We start from the raw sequence: 20527 nt of genomic DNA, 5'->3' as shown, positions 1-20527 counted from the left end.
GGAATCGTGAATCCCCCATCATGTCCTAGCATCAGGCACCATTTAAAAGTTGTGGTACACCGCGCTTCAACCACGTGAGCAGTTTGTTCGGCGGAGTGTCTCGGTCGACTGGCGGAAGCTCGCTGGCGTCAACACGTGCCGATAGCGGGAGCGCGAACGGCACCGACGGCCATTGCGTGCGATCCGGGTCGTGCGTCACCTCCTCGAGGTCTGCGCCATCCAGCTTTGCACGGTGCATGCACGTCCTTCTTAAGTCTGCTCCGCAGAGGTTTGCGCTTGTGAGATCGGCTCCTTCTAAGTCTGCGTTGTACAGATTCGCGCCGAACAGCACAGCGCGGTGCAGGTCGACATGCTGCCACACGACGTCACGGAGGTCTGCGTTCCGCAGGTCGATCTGAATTCCCCGCCGCGCCCACAATCCTTTTCGTTCCGGGGGTGGATTGTCAGCTGCGGCACCATTCAATTCAAAATGCGCGGCGATCTGGGTGATTATCGCTTCGTTTACGATGATCTCCTCGCATTTCTCGACTTTGTTGAGCTTCTTGTTAAGGTGTCGATTACTGCGAAGGTATGCGCCGAGAATCTCGATAATCGTTTCGCATTCATCTGTGACGCAGTGTCGTTGTGGGCCATCTGCCTTAATGAGTTTTAAACGTTCGTTGTGACGGATCCAATCGTCGCCCAAACCTGCGAGTGAATAGACTCCTGCGGCACGAACTGCGTAGTGCTCGTTGGCCAGTTGTTCTGAAGCTTTGTCGAATCTTGCCCAGAGCAGTCGCTCGGCGTCCTCGAAACGATATCGCGCAGCAATTGCACTTTGAGCCATCAGTGTTCGGGCCGCGCCTGCTGAGGCAATCGCGGCCGCCAGCGTTACGCCAAGAGGCACGAGTACACCACCTGTTCTCGCGGATATCCAGTCCCAGTGCAGTGTGGAAACTACTAGTGTCACCAACGAGATGCCTGTTATCGCTGCGACAGAACAGGAAAGGACGTACCACGCTCGGAGTCCTTCGCCTTTGTGCGAGTCATCGTGGGCTTTCGGTATCGGTTGCTGGTCATCGAGGACTGTTGCGTTCGCCATTGAGAGTAATGCCGCGAACAGGAGGAGAACTGCGAAAGATACCGCTCTCGGTGCGCCCCAGACCGGCGTCAATCCCCAGAGGCTGACACCCGCTGCCGCCACGAGGACGGTGCCGATAATTCGTGGCGAAGTTGACCTTCTCATTTGCAAATGGTAAACCGGCATAAGTTCGAATGTATCGAATATCTGGGATCGGTCGTTATCCTGGCAATCGTCGTGCACCGCTCAACAATTATAGTGTTTGGTCCCGGTTACTGCCTTGATTTCGGCTGCAATGGCCCTCATTGCGGACTAATCCGACCGATGACCAGGACCAGTGGAGGCAAGGTGGTGCAGCGCAGCCGACGTGGACGCGTCCGAAATCGCCGTCCATGGATTTTCCCGCCCGCGAGACCTATATAAGCGTGGTCGCGGGGCGTTAGAGCGCGCGCGTACCTCGGTCGCCCGGTGAAGCCTGCTGGCCGCCGAAGGGATCTGTTCACATCGACGCGACGCGCCGGCGCGTGGCTCGGCGGCGCTGGAGGTCGGATCGCGGGGCGACTGCCGAACCTTGAGCAGCACGCGGTGTCTGGTAGGCCGCACTGCGCCAGCCCGACTCGTGAACCGCCGTCGGCGTCGCACACGACGTGCTGGTGCACGCCGCAGGCGCTCGCGTCACCATCGACACGCCGCCGGGCGCGTCGCTGCATGCACCGGGCGACCGGCGATCCCCGCCGTCGGTGGAGGCCGGGTGCTCCTGATGAGCAACCCGTGGGCGCGTAGCGTGGCCCTGGCGCTAGTCCGGCGCGACACACGGCGCTGTGACGGACAAATGTCGGTGAACTTCGATATCGTCGCAGCGTGGAGCCTCGCCGCACATACCAAGACACCCACCCTTTCCTTACCTTCAAAGCGCCGACGACCTACTGCACGCTGAGCTACAAGGTGGGTGAGGCGTTCTCCAAGTGCCAGCACCTGGTTGGTACTCCGCTGCCCCCCATGCTGGCGGCCAGCCTCGGCCGCATGTACCTGATCAAGGGAGCCCAGGCCACGGCGGCAATCGAGGGCAACACGCTCACCGAGAGCCAGGTGCAGGACATTGCCGACAAGCGCAGTGACATACCGCGATCACAGGCGTACATGAAGCAGGAGATCGAAAACATCCTGTCTCTGCTGGATGTCATCTACGACGAGGTGGGCACCGAAAAGCCTTGGCGATTAACACCCGAATGGCTGCGGGCGGTCAATTACCAACTACTGGAAGGCATCGAGTGCGAAGACCACGTTGAGCCCGGCGAGTTCACCACCACTCAGCTAACGGTCGGCGATGGCACTTATCGACCCGTAAACCCAGCCGACGTTGAGCATTGCCTACAGAAGCTGTGTGACTGGCTGAACGAGATGATCGTGTTCGCGCAGTCCGACGCACGCGACGACGACCGTTTCATGCAGGCATTCTTCGCTGCCACGTTGGCCCATCTCTACATCGCCTGGATACACCCGTTCGGCGATGGCAACGGCCGCACGGCGCGCGCGCTGGAGGCCGCCATTCTGGCACACACCCAACTCGCGCCATGGGTTTCGTGCGCATTGCTGTCCGACCATTACAACCGAACTCGCTCCCGCTACTACCAACGTCTCGACCAGGCGAGGCGGTCTGAGGAGAACGTGACCAAGTTCCTCTTTTACGCCGCCGAGGGCTTCGTGGACCTGCTACGCGAGCAGATCACTGACGTGCAGCGCCTACAGCGACACACGGCGTGGATCAACTACGTCCATGAGGTTTTCCAGCGGGAGACGCAGGGCGACACCAGCAAGCGGCGGCGGTCGCTGGTGCTGGCGCTGCGCGAGGATCAACAAACCAAGCGCTCGGACATCCGCCGTCTGACAACGGAACTGGTCGAGATGTACGTCGGCAAGGGTGACCGGACGCTGTCCCACGACCTCAACAAGCTCATCGAGCTGAACCTGGTGGAAGGCAACCCCAAGGTCGGGTACCGCTCTCGGATCGAGACCATGGACGCGTTCCTGCCCAAGCTCGACGGCTCGTTCCGCTTCCTGATGGAGCCCGAGACAACCGCCGAGGCCTCTTGAGCCCGGTGTCGCGGTGGTGTCGGCGGGCGGTGCCCGTCACACCGGCGCGGCGGCGTATGTGCGGCAGTAGCAAGCACAGCGCCGCGGGTCGCAGATGAGCGCGTCGCCCGGCCGTGATTCGGGTGTCGCCGTGGACCGTGGACCGTGGACCGTGGACCGTGGACCGTGGCACCGTCTAGCACTGGAGCATCGCGCTTTGTTGCCATCGCCGGCGTCTTCTCGGCGTGGGCCGCGTGGATTGCTGCGCGTCAGCTGCGACACGACCAGGACGCCCCAGAAGTCGGGCGATCAACTTCGACGTATCCGCCTGCGAGCAGGCTGCATTCAGGCCAAGCGATACGCGAACCACACCCTCCGCCTGGAGTTGTTCGGCCCCGGCCGGAGGTACGGCCGAACTGTCTTTGCCGACGGAGCGGTTACATAGTCCTATCGATTGGCGCCCCACCGATAACTGATCCGGCACCACCCGCTGAGCCGCAGTCAGAACGCTCAGGTAGCGACACTAACCGAGAACATGGCGCGTCTAGGTCACAAGACCGTCGACGCCGCTTTGCGCTATCAGCACAGCCAAGACGGTTCGGGCGTTGTCGTTGCCGCGAACCTAAGCGCGAATGCTCAGGCTGAGCCCGCTGCTGCGGCCGAGAAGGCCCGGCCGGAACCCGCTGCAAGGGGAGTATCGCTTAGCTCTAGTCGTTTGGCGAGGAATCAGGCCAGCCCTGTTCGTCGATCTTCTTGATTGCCGACTGAAGCCTGTTGAGGAACGATCCAGCTTCCTGGGCGCGTTCCCGATATTCGCTGACACCCTTGTGGCCAAAGGCCTGGTCGTCTGACTGCAGAGTTCGATCAACCTTGTCCTTATCCCATGCGAGGTAACTGCGTAACCAGGTGTGTGTCATGTCCATACTTACTGGGGGCCTGTGTCCAAAACCGTTATGAACGTGTGAGAAATCGGACAGCGGACTTTCCGATGTCGATAGCGTTGATACAAGCAACGAGTTTTCGTCATCGCTGAACCACGGCAGGCCAAACTCAAGTCTGCGAGAGCGTACATACACATTTACAACAGACCACGTCGAGAGTACACGTGACCACAACTTCAGCAATTCATCGATGTTGCCGACTTTTCTTGTGACGGAGTCGATTGCGTTCCTGAATTTGGGCTCTTTGTCTTTCAGAAACGCGATGAGCGCGTCGTATTCTTCTTGAGTTTGAGGCGCAAACGGCTTGTCGCCACGGTATGCCTTGAGTCTGTTGAAGATTTCCTCATAGAGCGGGTAAACGTCGGTCGGAGCTTCGTTGAGTAGCGCATTCCGTCTGGTCGAAGACGCGTATTCGAGTGCTGCACTACGAAACTCAGTCCAAGCGGCTGCCGATACCCGCTTGGCTTTAGCTAGCTCGACGTTGTCCTCTCGCCGTCCGATGATGCTTTGAAGTACCACCAGCGCAACCGGTACTCCGACTAAGAATCCCGTGAATCCGGCGAGGATGTTAGGAACGTAGGCGTGATCGCGCAGCCACTGCCCGTTGTAGCGGGTGATGAAGTACGGTTCTGAAAAGCCGATTCCTACGTCCGTGAGCCAAAGTGATACGCAGAGAACGACTCCTGCGACGAACATTAGGCCGAGTACGACCAGTGTCCAGCGATTGAAGCCAAGTGCAGCCTCGATCTCGCTCCAGCGCCGCTTAATTCTGCCCACATTCAAATGCTAACGAACCACGCGTGCGGATAGTTAGCGCGTAGGTAGCCGGCCAAGGTCAAGACACGTCTATACTGGTAATATATCGGAGAACCGCAGATTTAGGATCTGCCGTCTACGGTCGCGGTACCGCTTTCGGGGAGACGAAGGGCTCGTGGCTCAGGCAGGGCTCCAATGGCCCGGTTCGCGGCATTGGCGGCAGCAATGGCGTCCTCTCCTGTGACGTGAACCGTGGGCCATCTGACGGGACGGGGCCGCACCTGGCCACCGCGCTGCTCTGCCCGCCTGCGTGGGCCTGGAGTCGTGTGCCGCGTGGCCCTGGTTGTCAGGCTCGCGCGGGTAGGTGGTCGGATCGACATACTGCCGCCGGGGCTGTTGGTTTTGTGGTTAGGTACTTCCTGTTTGCAGCGTGACCCGTTGGCTCTGGCCAAGGTTCGAGCGGGTCACGTTTCTTTATCTCGGCCACTAGTTGAGTTTGTAGCCGGCAAGCCATGCCTCAACACCGCCGTGGGCGTAATAGATGCGTTCGTCGATCTTTGTGCGTTTCTGGGGCTTGGCGCCGGAGTAACCCGCCGTGATTACCGAGTTCTCAGTGATGGGTCTCAGGTCGCGCTCGTGGGCTAGTTTCACTACTTCGGCGAGGTCGTAGAGCTGTTCAGTGGGTGCAGTCATTTCCTTTCTCCGCTTAAGTCCCGCGACCCGGGCTGAAACTCCGCTGACCTGCGGCAACATCGACCATAGCGGACTAACCTACGCCGCGCCGCAATGTGGTATCGCCAAATAGGCTGCCTGCCAACGTAACTGAGGAGTAACTGCCATAATCCGTTGAATTTCGGCCGCTACCGGCGCAGCGACTCAATACGATGAGCCTGCCGCGACGATCCATTGCCGGGTTTATCAAGGGCTCGCTCGGTTCTGGACGAACGGAATGTCAGCCACGGATGAGACGATGGGCGGTATGAACCCATTCGGCGCAGTCGAACTAGCGGGAAAGGCAGGGCTGGCTTACCTGCGTCGCTCGCGTGTGGCAGTAACTGTCAACGAGGACTACGACACGTTTAGTGCCAATGTGGACGAAAGCGGGGTGAGGAGTTTCTTCTTCCCCGTGGACACGCCGGAACAGCTGACACAGCTTTCTGGCAACCCAGACAGGCTGATCTACACCAAGCCGCACCGGTGGGTCGTCAAGAACAATGGCTACGTACTCGGCTCGACCGCTTTCGAGTTTGCAGTTCAATCGCTAAATGCGACAGTCGCGCTGATCGGCGGCAAGCCGGTTGTGTACGAAGGCATCGAGGAAACGCGCGGCATTGCCGTCGTTCCGCCACCTGCTGGCGGGCCGACCACGGGCAGCTTTCTCAGCGTGTCGCTAGACGAAGAAAGCATCGACTGTCGCGGCGGCGACAATCCTGGCGCTCCATCCATCCCATTTCGCTACGAGATCCGTCAAGGCGAGACGGCGATCTTCCGTGTGATTGCCCACTCGACTCATCCGCGAGCCTGGTTTCTCAGACTCGTCTTCGTTGTCAACGGCAAGAAGGTGCAATACGACGTGCGCCGAGAGAATGATGAGGACTTCGTAACGCTGCCGGTTTACTACGACGGCATCACCGCATCGTATCGGTGGGAACGTGACCACTGGGAGCAAGTCGAAACCTACCGCCGTCATCGACCCTGAGCCGACCGTCTCCACCCCTACCAACGGGACACCGAGGCCCAAACCCGCCCTGCAACCAAAGCATCCGGCGGAACTCTTCTAACCAGTCACTGATGAACTGGCGCAGCCAGCGAGTCGGCTAGGAACGGTTCGGCATCGCAAGTTCGGCCGCAGCCTTCCCCACGGCCCCGCTTCGGAGCGTGCGGGGATCTGCTGCGTGAATAGGTCACCTATTTGCGCAGCAGACCCAGATGTCCCGCCGTGGGTGGGAGTCGATTGGGTTGAACACCCGGCATCGCGTTTGGCGGTGGGTTTGGCGACGCGCGCCGAAGTGTCCTGCACTTTGTCAGCCTCTCATGGGACGCTAATCGGTTGCGCACCCAGCTCAGGTGGCCAGCTACATCCGATAAGACCGCGAAACGGGGAGTGAAGACAGGCACATGAACGGCGAAGGCAACAACGATGCTGAGATTCTTAGGCTCTGGCTAGCTCGGCTCACAGATTTCATCTCCACGCTGAATGACATCGAAGGTGACGACCCGTTCGACTTTCTTGAGAACGCTATGGAGGCATATCGAAGCGGAGTATCGCCGGATACCGCCCCATCTCCGACAAGTCCGGCGATGCTAATCATCGTCGAAACTTTTCGAACCCTCGCACAGGCGATGAGCTCCGCGACAGGGGATTACTACGAGACTCCCGACGCCAGAGACCGTGTAACGCGTGCTGTCGCGCAGCGATCTTTGCGTGGAGCTCTCGAAGGCATTCGGCAGGAGGGCGAGCGGTGGCTCACCGAAGTGATGCCCACCGCCGAACAAGTCAGGCAGCGTAGCGCGCTGATAGGGGCGACTTTTACCGCAGCATTAGACGCCGCTGCACACCGGATGGCTGAAATGGACGCGGAAGATGCCGCCGCGGCGGCAGACCCGTACGGAGCCATCCTCGGCTACCGCGACCCCAGTCATCCTGATGTCGGGATCATCTTTACGAAGGTGTGTTCGTTCACCGAGGACGAGAACAAGCGCTACTCGGATGCTTACAAAGCTCTGGACAAAATGCTGGAAGACAGTCTTTACGTACATATTTCGGATGAATGCGACCGGCTGTGCGACGTGCTAGCCGGTACGCTGACTGATCTTCAGAATCGCCAGCTGTCACTGACTGACTGGAATGCGATGGATGAGCGCAGGCGTCTCTTGCGGTCAGCCCTGATTTCGTTCACCAACGCTCTGCATATACAGGAGGTACAAACGGTCAGAAGGGCCGTGCGGACGTTTGGGCGGTTCGCTGGGCAAACGCGGTCGATCCGAAAGTTGTTTAAAGATCTGAAAAACACGTCCTCCGACTACCGGTGGCTACGAGTGCAGGGTGCGGTGTTCCAGCACGTGAGTATCAACGCATTCAAGTACAGTTTCACGGCCCGCCTACACGGTGAGCCGGAGGTCACCCTCGATGTGGCGCGCGAGGATCTGCTCGAATTCACTAAGAGATCTTGGACGAAGCCGTGGCTCAAACGCGATGAGTTGCAAGCCATGGACTCCGATCCCAGCATCATCACGATGCTTCAGAACATCCAGCCGCTCATGCGGGATTTGCGACGCAAGATCGCCAAGATTCTCAACCCCAAAGTCGCCCAGGACGTTGAGGTGGTAAAGGAACTGATCGGTCGGTTCGAGGGCAGGGAAGGCATGTACGCCATGCAAACTGGTCCCGGTTTCACGCAACGTCTTAGGTTGCCGCCTTTCAGTCCACTAATGAGTCATGTCCTGTCGTTCGCGGACGAATATCAGCCTTCTGACGCGTCATGAGTTGTCAACGGTGACGATTAATGCCTCTAGGACTTTGGCGTCGATCTTGATCAAGCGGCCGACCTTGGTGCACCGCACCTTGCCGTCGGCAATGTTCTGGCGGATCGTGCCGGGGGACGCGTCCAGGTAGTCGGCCGCTTTGGTCGTGGAGATGAGGTGCCGCTCCCGCAACACAGAGCTGGCTTGCGTCGGGGAATGGGGGGAATCCTCTACAGCGCGTGGGAAGGTGCTGCATCTCGCGGAAAGAGTCAGCCAATCTTCAGCGATGCCTACGCAACCCGATTGAGGGCTTGCCCACGCCACTCTGTGGCGGGCGACTGAGGCCAGGTTCCCGGGCTGGGCGGGTGAGCGAAGTGCCCCGAAGCGCCGCAACGCTCTGACCTGCCGAAACGTCCGACAGCTTCGTGTACGGTGCTCTCCTTGGTGCTGCCCGACAATGCAAAACACCGAGGAATAGGGCCTCTAACGGTGTTTGCCGGGTGCGCTGGACCAGCAATCGAAAGGCGGCCCGCCTGCGGCGATGGGATAGGTGGCGGATAAGTATATAACCCGATTTCGGACGTTTCCGCTGGTAGAGAGGGTGCCCCCGGCAGGATTCGAACCTGCGGCCTTCTGCTCCGGAGGCAGACGCTCTATCCCCTGAGCTACGGGGGCGCGTGAAACTTGCGCCGTTAGGGCTTTGTCAGACTAGCGGAGCAAGAATAGCGCATGGGGAACGGGGCCCGGAATCGGAAACGATTCGGGGGCTGACCACCCCAGACCATAGGATGGACCCCTGTGACACCCGCCGACCTGGCTGCCCTGCTCAAGACCACCGCCGCCGCGGTCCTGACCGAACACGGCCTGGACACCGCCGCGCTGCCCGACACGGTGACCGTCGAGCGCCCGCGCAACCCCGAACACGGCGACTACGCCACCAACATCGCACTTCAGCTGGGCAAGAAGGTCGGCGCCAATCCCCGCGAGCTGGCCGGCTGGCTGGCCGAGGCGCTGACCGCCGCCGACGGCATCGCCGCCGCCGAGGTGGCCGGTCCGGGCTTCGTCAACCTGCGCATCGAGACCGGCGCCCAGGGCGTCGTCGTCACCAACGTGCTGAGTGCGGGGGCCACCTACGGGCACTCCACCGACCTGGCGCTCAAGATCAACCTGGAGTTCGTCTCGGCGAACCCCACCGGGCCCATCCACATCGGCGGCACCCGCTGGGCCGCGGTCGGCGACGCTCTGGGCCGGCTGCTGACCACCCAGGGCGCCGACGTCACCCGGGAGTACTACTTCAACGACCACGGCGCGCAGATCGACCGGTTCGCCCGCTCGCTGGTCGCCGCCGCCAAGGGCGAGCCCGCGCCGGAGGATGGGTACGCCGGCACCTACATCAACGACATCGCCGCAGCGGTGCTGGCCAAGGCGCCCGACGCGATGAGCCTGCCCGCCGACGAGCAGCAGGAGACCTTCCGGGCGATCGGTGTCGACCTGATGTTCACCCACATCAAGAAGTCGCTGCACGAATTCGGCACCGACTTCGACGTCTACACCCACGAAGACTCGATGCACACGTCGGGCCGGGTGGACCAGGCCATCGCAAAGCTGCGCGACAACGGCGCCATCTACGAAAAAGACGGCGCAACGTGGTTGCGCACCACCGAATTCGGTGACGACAAGGACCGTGTCGTCATCAAGAGCGACGGCAACCCGGCCTATGTCGCCGGCGACCTGGCCTACTACCTGGACAAGCGGCAGCGCGGTTTCGACCTGTGCATCTACATGCTGGGCGCCGACCATCACGGCTACATCGCCCGGCTCAAGGCCGCCGCCGCCGCGCTCGGCGACAATCCGGACACCGTCGAGGTGCTGATCGGGCAGATGGTCAACCTGGTCCGCGACGGCCAGCCGGTCCGGATGAGCAAGCGCGCCGGCACCGTCATCACCCTCGACGACCTGGTCGATGCCATCGGCGTGGACGCCGCCCGGTACGTGCTGATCCGGTCCTCGGTGAACAGCCCCATCGATATCGACCTGGGGCTGTGGGCGAGCGCGTCCAACGAAAACCCGGTCTACTACGTGCAATACGCGCACGCCCGGCTGTCGGCGCTGGCCCGTAACGCCGCCGAGCTCGGCCTGAGCGCCGACACCGCGCACCTGGAGCTGCTCAGCCACGACCGCGAGGCCACGCTGATGCGCAGCATCGGGGAGTTCGGCCGGGTGCTCAAGACCGCCGCCGATCTGCGTGAGCCGCACCGGGTGTGCCGCTACCTGGAGGACCTGGCCGGCGACTACCACCGGTTCTACGACTCCTGTCGGGTGCTGCCGCAGGGCGACGAGGACGCGACCGACATCAACGCGGCCCGGCTGGCGCTGTGTGAGGCCACCCGCCAGGTGATCGCCAACGGTCTGGCCATCCTCGGGGTCAGCGCACCGGAGCGGATGTGAGCACCCAGACCGCGGCCACCGCAGTGCCGGCCCAACCGCAGACACCCGACGAGATCCTGCTCCTTGCCCCGAATGTGTGGCCGCGCAACCTGATTCGCGGCGACGACGGGGTGGTGTCGATCGCCGGGGTTTCGGTCACCGAGCTGGCCGCCCAGTTCGGCACCCCGCTGTTCGTCATCGACGAGGACGATTTCAGGTCGCGCTGCCGCGATATCGCCGCGGCGTTCGGCGGCGGTCAGTACGTGCACTACGCGTCCAAGGCGTTCCTGTGCACCGAGATCGCCCGCTGGGTCAACGCCGAGGGACTGTCGCTGGACGTGGCCACCGGCGGCGAACTGGCCGTGGCCCTGCACGCCGACTTCCCGCCCGAGCGAATCACTGTGCACGGCAACAACAAGTCGGTCGACGAACTCACCACGGCGGTGCAGGCCGGCGTCGGGCACATCGTGCTGGACTCCGAGATCGAGATCGAACGCCTGGACGCCATCGCCGGCGCGGCCGGCATCGTCCAGGACGTCCTGGTGCGGGTCACCCCCGGCGTGGAGGCGCACACCCACGAGTTCATCTCCACCGCCCACGAGGACCAGAAATTCGGGCTGTCGCTGGCCAGCGGCGCCGCCATGGACGCGGTGCGCAAGGTCTTCGCCACCGACAACCTGCGCCTGGTCGGCCTGCACTGTCACGTCGGTTCGCAGATATTCGACGTCGCCGGTTTCGAGGTGGCCGCCCGTCGTGTCATCGGCCTGCTACGCGACGTGGTGGCCGAGTTCGGTGTCGACAAGACCGCCCAGATCTCGATCATCGACCTCGGTGGGGGACTGGGCATTTCGTACGTCCCGGCCGACGATCCGCCGCCGATGCAGGAACTGGCCGACAAACTCAAGGCCATCGTGCGCAACGAATCGGCCGCCGTCGGTCTGCCCACACCCAAGCTCGTGGTGGAACCGGGCCGCGCCATCGCCGGTCCGGGCACCATCACCCTCTACGAGGTCGGCACCGTCAAGGACGTGGCGATCAGCGCGACCGCGCAGCGCCGCTACGTCAGCGTGGATGGCGGTATGAGCGACAACATCCGCCCGGCGCTCTACGACGCCGAATACGACGCCCGGCTGGTGTCGCGGGTCAGCGATGCCCCGGCCACCCTGGCCCGTATCGTCGGAAAGCACTGCGAGAGCGGCGATATCATCGTGCGCGACACCTGGGTGTCCGATGATCTGAGCCCCGGCGACCTGCTGGCAGTCGCCGCCACCGGCGCCTACTGCTATTCGATGTCGAGCCGGTACAACCTGCTGACGCGGCCTGCCGTGGTCGCCGTCCGGGACGGCAAGGCCCGGCTGATTCTTCGACGAGAGAACGTCGACGACCTACTGAGTTTGGAGGTGAGCGGCCAATGAGCAAGAAAGACAAGCCCATCGGCGTAGCGGTGTTGGGGTTGGGCAATGTGGGCACCGAGGTGGTGCGCATCATCAACGACAGCGCCGCCGACCTGGCCGCCCGCATCGGCGCCCCGCTGGAACTGCGCGGCGTCGGGGTGCGCAAGGTCTCGGCCGACCGCGGTGTCCCCGTCGAGTTGCTCACCGACGACGTCGACGCCCTGGTTTCCCGCGATGACGTCGACATCGTGGTGGAGCTGATGGGCCCGGTGAAACCGGCTCGCAAGGCCATCCTGAAGGCGCTGGAAACCGGCAAGTCCGTTGTCACCGCGAACAAGGCGCTGATGGCCCAGTCCACCGGCGAGCTCGCCCAGGCTGCCGAAAAGGCCCGCGTCGACCTGTATTTCGAAGCGGCGGTGGCCGGGGCCATTCCGGTGATCCGCCCGTTGACCCAGTCGCTGGCCGGTGACACGGTGTGCCGGGTGGCCGGCATCGTCAACGGCACCACGAACTACATCCTGTCGGCCATGAACGACACCGGCGCCGACTACGCCAGCGCGCTGGCCGACGCCAGCGCACTCGGCTACGCCGAGGCCGACCCGACCGCCGACGTCGAGGGCTACGACGCCGCCGCCAAGGCCGCCATCCTGGCCTCGATCGCCTTCCACACCCGGGTGACCGCCGACGACGTGTACCGCGAGGGCATCACCACGGTCAGCGCCGCCGACTTCGAGTCGGCCAAGGCGCTCGGCTGCAATATCAAGCTGCTGGCCATCTGCGAACGGCTGACCAACGACGAAGGCCAACAGCGAGTTTCGGCGCGGGTGTATCCCGCGCTGGTGCCGCTGGAGCATCCGCTGGCCACCGTCAACGGCGCGTTCAACGCCGTGGTCGTCGAGGCCGAGGCGGCCGGCCGGCTGATGTTCTACGGCCAGGGCGCGGGCGGCGCACCGACCGCCTCGGCGGTGATGGGTGATGTCGTGATGGCTGCGCGCAACCGGGTGCAGGGCGGGCGCGGCCCGCGCGAATCGAAGTACGCACAGCTGCCCATCGCGCCCATCGGCTTCATCCCGACCCGCTACTACGTCAGCATGAACGTCGCCGACAAGCCCGGTGTGCTGTCCTCGGTGGCCGCCGAGTTCGGCAAGCGCGAGGTCAGCATCGCCGAGGTGCGCCAGGAGGGCACCATCGATGAAGAAGGGCAGCGCGCCGGGGCCCGCATCGTCGTCGTCACGCACAAGGCCACCGACGCCGCGCTGTCGGAAACCGTTGCGGCCCTGGCCGATCACGAGGCTGTCGAGAGCATCAACAGCGTGCTGCGCCTGGAAGGAACCGCAGAATAATGTCACCCGTGCATACCCCGTGGCCCGGCCTGATCGCCGCCTACCGGGATCGGCTGCCGGTCACCGACGAGTGGACGCCGGTCACCCTGCTGGAGGGTGGCACCCCGCTGATCCACGCCAAGCGGCTGTCCGAGCAGACCGGCTGCACCGTGCACCTGAAGGTCGAAGGCCTGAACCCGACCGGTTCCTTCAAGGACCGCGGCATGACCATGGCCGTCAGCGATGCGTTGGCCCGTGGACAGAAGGCGGTGCTGTGCGCGTCGACGGGTAACACCTCGGCCTCGGCCGCCGCCTATGCCGCGCGCGCCGGTATCACCTGCGCGGTGCTGGTGCCCGAGGGCAAGATCGCCATGGGCAAGCTGGCCCAGGCAGTCATGCACGGCGCCAAGATCATTCAGGTCGACGGCAACTTCGACGACTGCCTGGAACTGGCCCGCAAGCTGACCGCGGACTTCCCGACCATCGCCCTGGTGAACTCGGTCAACCCGGTGCGCATCGAGGGCCAGAAGACCGCCGCCTTCGAAATCGTCGACGCGCTGGGCACCGCACCCGACGTGCACTCCCTGCCCGTCGGCAACGCCGGCAACATCACCGCCTACTGGCGCGGCTACTCCGAGTACCACCGCGACGGCGTCAGCGACCGGCTGCCGCGGATGCTGGGCACCCAGGCCGCCGGCGCCGCGCCGCTGGTGACCGGCCAGCCGGTCAGCCACCCCGAGACGATCGCCACCGCCATCCGGATCGGCTCGCCCGCATCGTGGCATTCGGCCGTGGAAGCCCAACAGCAGTCCGGCGGCCGCTTCCTGGCGGCCACCGACGAGGAGATCCTGGCGGCGTATCACCTGGTGGCCCGCGCCGAGGGGGTGTTCGTCGAACCGGCGTCGGCGGCCAGCATCGCCGGCCTGCTCAAGTCGATCGAGGACGGTTGGGTCAAGCGCGGGTCCACCGTGGTGTGCACGGTCACCGGCAACGGCCTCAAGGACCCCGACACCGCGCTCAAGGGCATGCCGCCGGTCACCCCGGTGCCGGTCGACCCGATCGCCGTCGTCGAGAAGCTCGGCCTGGGCTGACGAGCGGATAATCTCAGGTGACCCATATCCTCCCGGCCGGGTTGACGGCTTCGGCCACCGTGGCGGCCTCCAGCGCCAACCTCGGCCCCGGCTTCGACAGCCTCGGCCTCGCGCTCGGCATGTATGACGAAATCGTCGTCGAGACAACGCAATCCGGGCTCACCATCGACGTCGAAGGACAGGGTGCCGGCCAGGTGCCGCTCGACGAGTCGCATCTGGTGGTGCAGGCCATCAAACGCGGTCTGGAAGCCGCCGGTCTGCAGGCCGGTGGATTGAAGGTCAAGTCACGCAACGTGATTCCGCATTCGCGTGGTCTAGGGTCATCGGCCGCGGCCGTTGTCGGCGGACTGGCAGTCGTCAACGGCCTTGCCGCCCAAGTCGATTCGAAGGAGTTGGATCGCGATCAGCTGGTCCAGCTGTCCTCGGAGTTCGAGGGTCATCCGGACAACGCTGCGGCCGCGGTGCTGGGCGGGGCAGTGGTGTCATGGACCGTGACGAAGGGCGGGGCAGACGCCGGCCCGGCCCGCTACGGCGCCGTGCAACTGGACCTGCATCCCGATATCCGGTTCTTCCCCGCGATTCCGGAGATCCGGTCCTCGACCGCCGAGACCCGGGTGCTGCTGCCCGAGCAGGTGCCGCACACCGACGCCCGCTTCAACCTCAGCCGCGCGGCGATGCTTGTGGTGGCGCTCACGAAACGGCCGGATCTGCTCGTGGAGGCCACCGAGGACCGGCTGCATCAACCGCAGCGCGCGCCCGCGATGCCGGCATCGGCGGAATATCTCGCCGCACTGCGACGTTTGAGCATCGCAGCGGTGCTGTCAGGCGCCGGACCAGCAGTGATAGCTCTGACCAACGGAGTGGATCTGCCGGCGGAGGCTCTGGAGATCGGCGCCGCGAACGGATTTGCCGTCACCGAGATGTCGGTGGGTGCGGGCGTTCGCTGGTCGGCAGGTACCGCCTGAGACGGTGCCCCGGACTAACACGCGAAACATGGTGTTCCTTGCTTCCCGCAGTGATGCGAGTTATTCTCGCAGTCGTCCAGCAATCGCAGCGTCTCTACCTGCGCCGACACTAGGACGACTACCTCATCTTCTCGTGCTTCACTCTTGGGCTGACGGTTCTCCGCATGACGGCGAATCCCGGCGATCACCGTTGCACTGGCACCGGCGACGCTGTGGAAGACAACGCAATCGGCTATTCGGCTGACTGCACATGACCTTCGGGGACCCCTCGCGCCGGATGGACTGCGAGGACAGAAAGGAAATCCGTGACTGATACGGACCTCTTCACGACGAGCGACAGCGACGTGACCGTCGCACCGCCCGTAGTCGTGGAAACCACCGATGCGCCCAGCACGGGCGCCACACGCGGTGGCCGTGGCGGCTCGCTCACGTCGATGCTGCTCCCGGATCTGCGCGCACTGGCCAGCGAGGTCGGTGTCAAGGGCACGTCCGGCATGCGCAAGAGCGAACTCATCTCTGCCATCAAGGAAGTACGTGCCCAGGCCGGCGGTGGTGACGCGCCCGTCGCGCAGCCGAAGGCCACCCAGGCCACCGAGGTCTCAGCGGCCCCCGCGGCGGGCGACGCCCCTGCGCAGGCCGAACGGCCCCGGCGTGAGCGCCGCGGCGCCTCCCGCGGCACCGGCGCGCCGGCGGGTGTGACCCAGGACGCGGCGCAGGACGGCGCCGCGCCCCAGGCCGACGCCCAGCCCGAAGCCAAGGCCGAATCCAAGACCGAATCCAAGGTCGAGGCCAAGCAGGACGCCCCGGCCAGGGACGCCAAGGACAACAAGCCGCGCGAAGATGCGAAGTCCGGTGGTCAGGACAGGCAGGAGAAGCCGGACAACGCCGGCGACACCGGCGGTGACCAGCAGCAGGGCGGCCAGCAGAACCGCAACAGCAATCGCGACAACAGCAACCGCGAGAACAACCGCGACAACAGCGGTGGCGACGATGACGACAGCCGTCAGGGCCGCCGCGGTCGCCGGTTCCGGGATCGCAGGCGCCGCGGCGAACGCACCGGCGGCGGTGAGGGCGGCGGTAACGAGACCGAGCTGCGCGAGGACGATGTCGTGCAGCCGGTCGCCGGCATCCTCGACGTCCTGGACAACTATGCCTTCGTCCGCACCTCGGGCTACCTGGCCGGGCCGAACGACGTCTACGTCTCGATGAACATGGTCCGCAAGAACGGGCTGCGCCGCGGCGACGCGGTGACCGGTGCCGTGCGGGTTCCGCGCGACGGCGACGGCGGCGGCAACAACCCGCGGCAGAAGTTCAACCCGCTGGTGCGCCTGGACACCGTCAACGGCGGCCCGGTCGATGCGGCCAAGAACCGTCCGGAGTTCGGCAAGCTCACCCCGCTGTACCCGAACCAGCGGCTGCGTCTGGAGACCGCTCCGGAGAAGCTGACCACCCGCGTCATCGACCTGATCATGCCGATCGGCAAGGGTCAGCGTGCGCTGATCGTGTCCCCGCCCAAGGCCGGTAAGACCACGATCATGCAGGACATCGCGAACGCGATCACCAAGAACAACCCGGAATGCCACCTCATGGTCGTGCTCGTCGACGAGCGCCCCGAAGAGGTCACCGACATGCAGCGCTCGGTCAAGGGTGAGGTCATCGCCTCGACCTTCGACCGGCCGCCGTCAGACCACACCCAGGCCGCCGAACTGGCCATCGAGCGCGCCAAGCGCCTGGTGGAACAGGGCAAGGACGTGGTGGTGCTGCTCGACTCGATCACCCGACTGGGCCGCGCCTACAACAACGCCTCGCCGGCGTCGGGCCGCATCCTGTCCGGTGGTGTCGACTCGACCGCGTTGTACCCGCCCAAGCGTTTCCTCGGCGCCGCCCGCAATATCGAGCACGGCGGTTCGCTGACCATCATCGCCACCGCGATGGTCGAGACCGGTTCCACCGGTGACACCGTGATCTTCGAGGAGTTCAAGGGCACCGGTAACGCCGAGCTCAAGCTGGATCGCAAGATCGCCGAGCGCCGGGTGTTCCCGGCCGTCGACGTCAACCCGTCCGGCACCCGTAAGGACGAGCTGCTGCTGGGTCCCGACGAGTTCGCGATCGTGCACAAGCTGCGCCGGGTGCTCTCGGGTCTGGACAGCCACCAGGCCATCGACCTGCTGATGAGCCAGCTGCGCAAGACCAAGACCAACTACGAGTTCCTGGTCCAGGTCTCCAAGACCGCGCCGGGCAGCAACGGCGACGACTGATCGCGTGGTTTCGGCGCGCTGAACCCCGCTGACCCGGGGGTCAGCGCGCCGAACTCGTTGTGGGGTCGTTGGTCAGTCCCGGCATGACGTAGCGGCGCACATGCGTCAGCACCGCGTCGTAATCACCGGGATCCAGATGCTCGCCGGGCATGGTGGCCAGCGACAGCAGCGCCCGCGCCACCCATTCCGCGGCCTCGGGCACGTCGAGGTTTGCGTGGATCTCGCCGGTCTCCTTGGCATGGACCAGGTATCGGCTCCAGAACGCGGCCAGGTCGGGCACCAGCCCCTGCACCCCGGCCCCCGCGCAGGCGGCGAACTCCTCGGGTTCGTCCATGCGCAGCTTCATCAAGATCGCGCCGGGGTCCTCATAGGCGGTATGGCCGTGCCGGATGCCCGCCGCGATCCGACGGTCCAGGCTGTCGATCTGCTCGAGCATCGCGTGCGCCTCCGACCAGTACGCCTCGTTGAGCCGCACGATCGCCGCGCCCAGCAGTGTCACCTTGTCCGGGAAATGCCGGTACAGCCAACCGCGGGACACCCCGGCGACCTCGGCGACCTCCGAGACCGTGGTGGCCCTGATGCCCTTGGCGCGCAGACACACTTCGGCGGCGTCGATCAGCCGGTCGCGAACGCTACGGGGGGTGGTGGTGCTGGACGTGCTCGTCAAAGGTGCCGGCTTCCTGATCGACGTGCGGGGTGGGCAGCACTGATTGTGCCAATGGCGCCGCCCCTGTGGTGCACGGCCACCGCCATGGTAGACACTTTCTCAATACTGTTCACCGGCGTTCAGGGAGTCAGCGGTGGCCGACACACTCCAGCAGTTGCTGCGCGAACGCGCTGACCAGGACACCGCCGCAATCAAGTACGGCGACCGCACCTGGACGTGGCGAGCCCACATCGGCGACGCCGCACGGCAGGCCGCGGTCCTCATCGGCCTGGCCGATCCGGCCCGGCCGCTGCACGTCGGCGTGCTGATGGGCAACACCCCCGACATGCTCACCGCCCTGGCCGCCGCCGCCCTCGGCGGATACGTGCTGTGCGGCATCAACACCACCCGCCGCGGACCGGCACTCGCCCGCGATATCGCCAAGGTGGACGCCCAGTTCCTGCTCACCGATACCGCACAACGCCCCCTGCTCGACGGTGTCGACCTGCCCGGTGTCACGGTGTTCGACGTCGGTGATCCGGAGTGGACACGGCTGCTCGATCGCGCGCCGGAGCTGACCCCACACACCGAGGCCGCCGGCGACGACACCTTCATGATGATCTTCACCTCCGGCACCAGCGGTGAACCCAAGGCCGTGCAGGTGCCGCATTCGACGGTGCTGTTCGCCGGCAGCGCGCTGGTGCAGCGTTATGGACTCGGTCCGGACGACACCTGCTACCTGGCCATGCCCCTGTTCCATTCGAACGCCGTCTACGCCGGATGGAGCGTGGCGCTGGGCGCCGGGGCCGCGATGGCGCCCGCGACATTCTCCGCGTCCGGCTTCCTGGCCGACATCCGCCGCTACCGCGCGACGTACATGAACTACGTCGGCAAGCCGCTGGCCTACATCCTGGCCACCCCGGAACGTCCCGACGACGCCGACAACCCGCTGCGGGTCGCCTTCGGCAACGAGGCCGCCGACCGCGATATCGACGCGTTCGGCCGCCGATTCGGCTGCACGGTGTGGGACGGGTTCGGCTCCACCGAGACCGCCGTGATCATCACCCGCACCGAGGACTGCCCGCCCGGCTCGATCGGCAAGGGCTTCCCGGGGGTGGCGATCTTCGACCCGGACACCGGGCGGGAATGCGCGATCGCCCGCTTCGACGACACCGGCGCACTGCTCAACGCCGACGAGGCGACCGGAGAGTTGGTCAACACCGCCGGCAGCGGCCTGTTCCGCGGCTATTACAACGACACCACGGCCACCCAAGAGCGGATGCGCGGCGGCATCTACTGGTCCGGCGACCTGGCCTACCGGGATGCCGAAGGCTGGATCTACCTGGCCGGCCGCACCGCGGACTGGATACGGGTGGACGGGGAGAACCTGACCAGCGCTCCCATTGAACGAATCCTGTTGCGCCTGCCCGCGATCAACCGGGTGGCCGTCTACCCGGTGCCCGACGAGTTCGTCGGTGACCAGGTGATGGCGGCCATCGTGCTCAACGACGGCGGGCAGCTGACCACCGAGGAGTTCACCGGCTTCCTCGCCGCTCAGCGCGACCTCTCACCGAAGGCCTGGCCGCGCTACGTGTGGCTGGCCGACGACCTACCCAGCACCGCCACCAACAAGATCCTCAAGCGCGAACTCGTCGCGATGGGCGCCGACCCGGCCGGCCGGATCATCTGGCGCCGGGACGGCACCGGCTACACCGATCAGCCGTAGGTGACCGACGGCAACGTCGGTCCCGGCGGGGGCGGCGGGGGCAGCTGGTCCGCCGGCGGTGGCGGGGGAGGCGGGCACGCCGCGGAGACACCGGCCCCGAGCGCCGCGATCGCGACCCCGGCGGCCACCGCACCCTGGCTCATCTTCTTCATCACATCCATCGGGCTCTCCTCTCGCATTCGCTGTCGAGACGGACGATGGGCTTCTCTCTAGGGCTTCTCTTCCGGCTACCCCGACACCTCACCGCTGACACCCGCACGGCGGGGGAATACCGGCCCGTCCCGGGACGTTTTCGCGGTTGGCGGCTGACCTGGCATAATGGACCGCTGACCCTCGGTTCCGGTTCACGTCCGTACATCCCCAGGTCAGGGGCGGACGACCCGGCGACCAACGATTGCAGAGG

16 protein-coding genes and 1 tRNA gene are annotated in these 20527 nt (G+C 64.7%); 10 read left to right on the top strand and 7 right to left on the bottom strand.

Annotation, left to right across the window (positions count from 1 at the left end):
- Window positions 1-31: 31 nt before the first annotated feature.
- Entirely contained in the window at window positions 32-886 is an 855-nt protein-coding gene (locus BN977_RS31670; RefSeq protein ID WP_165576275.1) for a pentapeptide repeat-containing protein, read from the bottom strand.
- Between the two features lie 1035 nt (window positions 887-1921).
- Here BN977_RS31670 and BN977_RS01370 point away from each other — a divergent pair.
- Window positions 1922-3154 (top strand): Fic family protein, encoded by a 1233-nt coding sequence (locus tag BN977_RS01370; RefSeq protein WP_051560949.1) that lies wholly within the window; start codon window positions 1922-1924, stop codon window positions 3152-3154.
- 686 nt (window positions 3155-3840) lie between these two features.
- Here the strand turns inward: BN977_RS01370 and BN977_RS32595 are convergent.
- Complete coding sequence (locus tag BN977_RS32595; protein WP_131589995.1) at window positions 3841-4851, bottom strand: hypothetical protein; 1011 nt, start codon at window positions 4849-4851, stop codon at window positions 3841-3843.
- Between the two features lie 465 nt (window positions 4852-5316).
- A complete protein-coding gene (locus tag BN977_RS01365) occupies window positions 5317-5523 on the bottom strand; it encodes a hypothetical protein (protein ID WP_036395874.1) in 207 nt (68 codons plus the stop codon).
- Between the two features lie 286 nt (window positions 5524-5809).
- On the opposite strand from BN977_RS01365, the gene BN977_RS01360 reads away from it, so the two are divergent.
- A complete protein-coding gene (locus BN977_RS01360; RefSeq protein ID WP_131589993.1) occupies window positions 5810-6529 on the top strand; it encodes a hypothetical protein in 720 nt (239 codons plus the stop codon).
- A gap of 419 nt (window positions 6530-6948) precedes the next feature.
- Entirely contained in the window at window positions 6949-8316 is a 1368-nt protein-coding gene (locus BN977_RS01355; RefSeq protein ID WP_036395869.1) for a hypothetical protein, read from the top strand.
- Here BN977_RS01355 and BN977_RS01350 read toward each other — a convergent pair.
- A complete protein-coding gene (locus tag BN977_RS01350) occupies window positions 8311-8490 on the bottom strand; it encodes an excisionase family DNA-binding protein (protein ID WP_036395867.1) in 180 nt (59 codons plus the stop codon). The genes BN977_RS01355 and BN977_RS01350 overlap by 6 nt on opposite strands.
- 407 nt (window positions 8491-8897) lie before the next feature.
- Window positions 8898-8970, bottom strand: a tRNA-Arg gene (locus tag BN977_RS01345).
- A gap of 123 nt (window positions 8971-9093) precedes the next feature.
- Between BN977_RS01345 and argS the strand changes: the two genes are divergently transcribed.
- From argS to rho, 6 genes are all read left to right on the top strand, one after another.
- Window positions 9094-10743 carry an arginine--tRNA ligase gene (gene argS, locus BN977_RS01340; RefSeq protein WP_036395865.1) on the top strand — a complete coding sequence of 550 codons (1650 nt, stop codon included), beginning with the start codon at window positions 9094-9096 and terminating at the stop codon, window positions 10741-10743.
- Entirely contained in the window at window positions 10740-12137 is a 1398-nt protein-coding gene (lysA, locus tag BN977_RS01335; RefSeq protein WP_036395864.1) for a diaminopimelate decarboxylase, read from the top strand. The genes argS and lysA overlap by 4 nt, the downstream gene beginning before the upstream one ends.
- Window positions 12134-13459, top strand: coding sequence for a homoserine dehydrogenase (locus BN977_RS01330; RefSeq protein ID WP_036395863.1), 1326 nt, complete (start codon window positions 12134-12136; stop codon window positions 13457-13459). Before lysA ends, BN977_RS01330 begins: the two co-directional genes overlap by 4 nt.
- Window positions 13459-14529, top strand: coding sequence for a threonine synthase (gene thrC / locus BN977_RS01325; RefSeq protein WP_036395861.1), 1071 nt, complete (start codon window positions 13459-13461; stop codon window positions 14527-14529). The genes BN977_RS01330 and thrC overlap by 1 nt, the downstream gene beginning before the upstream one ends.
- A 17-nt stretch (window positions 14530-14546) precedes the next feature.
- Window positions 14547-15494, top strand: a complete 948-nt coding sequence (thrB, locus tag BN977_RS01320; RefSeq protein ID WP_036395860.1) for a homoserine kinase — start codon at window positions 14547-14549, stop codon at window positions 15492-15494.
- 305 nt (window positions 15495-15799) lie between these two features.
- Window positions 15800-17752, top strand: a complete 1953-nt coding sequence (gene rho, locus BN977_RS01315; RefSeq protein WP_036395859.1) for a transcription termination factor Rho — start codon at window positions 15800-15802, stop codon at window positions 17750-17752.
- A gap of 40 nt (window positions 17753-17792) precedes the next feature.
- On the opposite strand, the gene BN977_RS01310 is transcribed toward rho, so the two are convergent.
- A complete protein-coding gene (locus BN977_RS01310) occupies window positions 17793-18419 on the bottom strand; it encodes a TetR/AcrR family transcriptional regulator (RefSeq protein WP_036395858.1) in 627 nt (208 codons plus the stop codon).
- Window positions 18420-18552: 133 nt separating this feature from the next.
- Here BN977_RS01310 and fadD1 point away from each other — a divergent pair, with 133 nt between their 5' ends.
- A complete protein-coding gene (gene fadD1, locus BN977_RS01305) occupies window positions 18553-20124 on the top strand; it encodes a fatty-acid--CoA ligase FadD1 (RefSeq protein ID WP_036395856.1) in 1572 nt (523 codons plus the stop codon).
- Here the strand turns inward: fadD1 and BN977_RS32755 are convergent.
- Window positions 20115-20285, bottom strand: a complete 171-nt coding sequence (locus BN977_RS32755) for a hypothetical protein (RefSeq protein WP_165576271.1) — start codon at window positions 20283-20285, stop codon at window positions 20115-20117. The genes fadD1 and BN977_RS32755 overlap by 10 nt on opposite strands.
- Window positions 20286-20527: the final 242 nt, after the last annotated feature.

This window comes from Mycolicibacterium cosmeticum, from assembly GCF_000613185.1.
GTDB classification, from domain to species: Bacteria; Actinomycetota; Actinomycetes; order Mycobacteriales; family Mycobacteriaceae; genus Mycobacterium; species Mycobacterium cosmeticum.
This window is presented reverse-complemented; position numbering and strand designations above follow the sequence as displayed.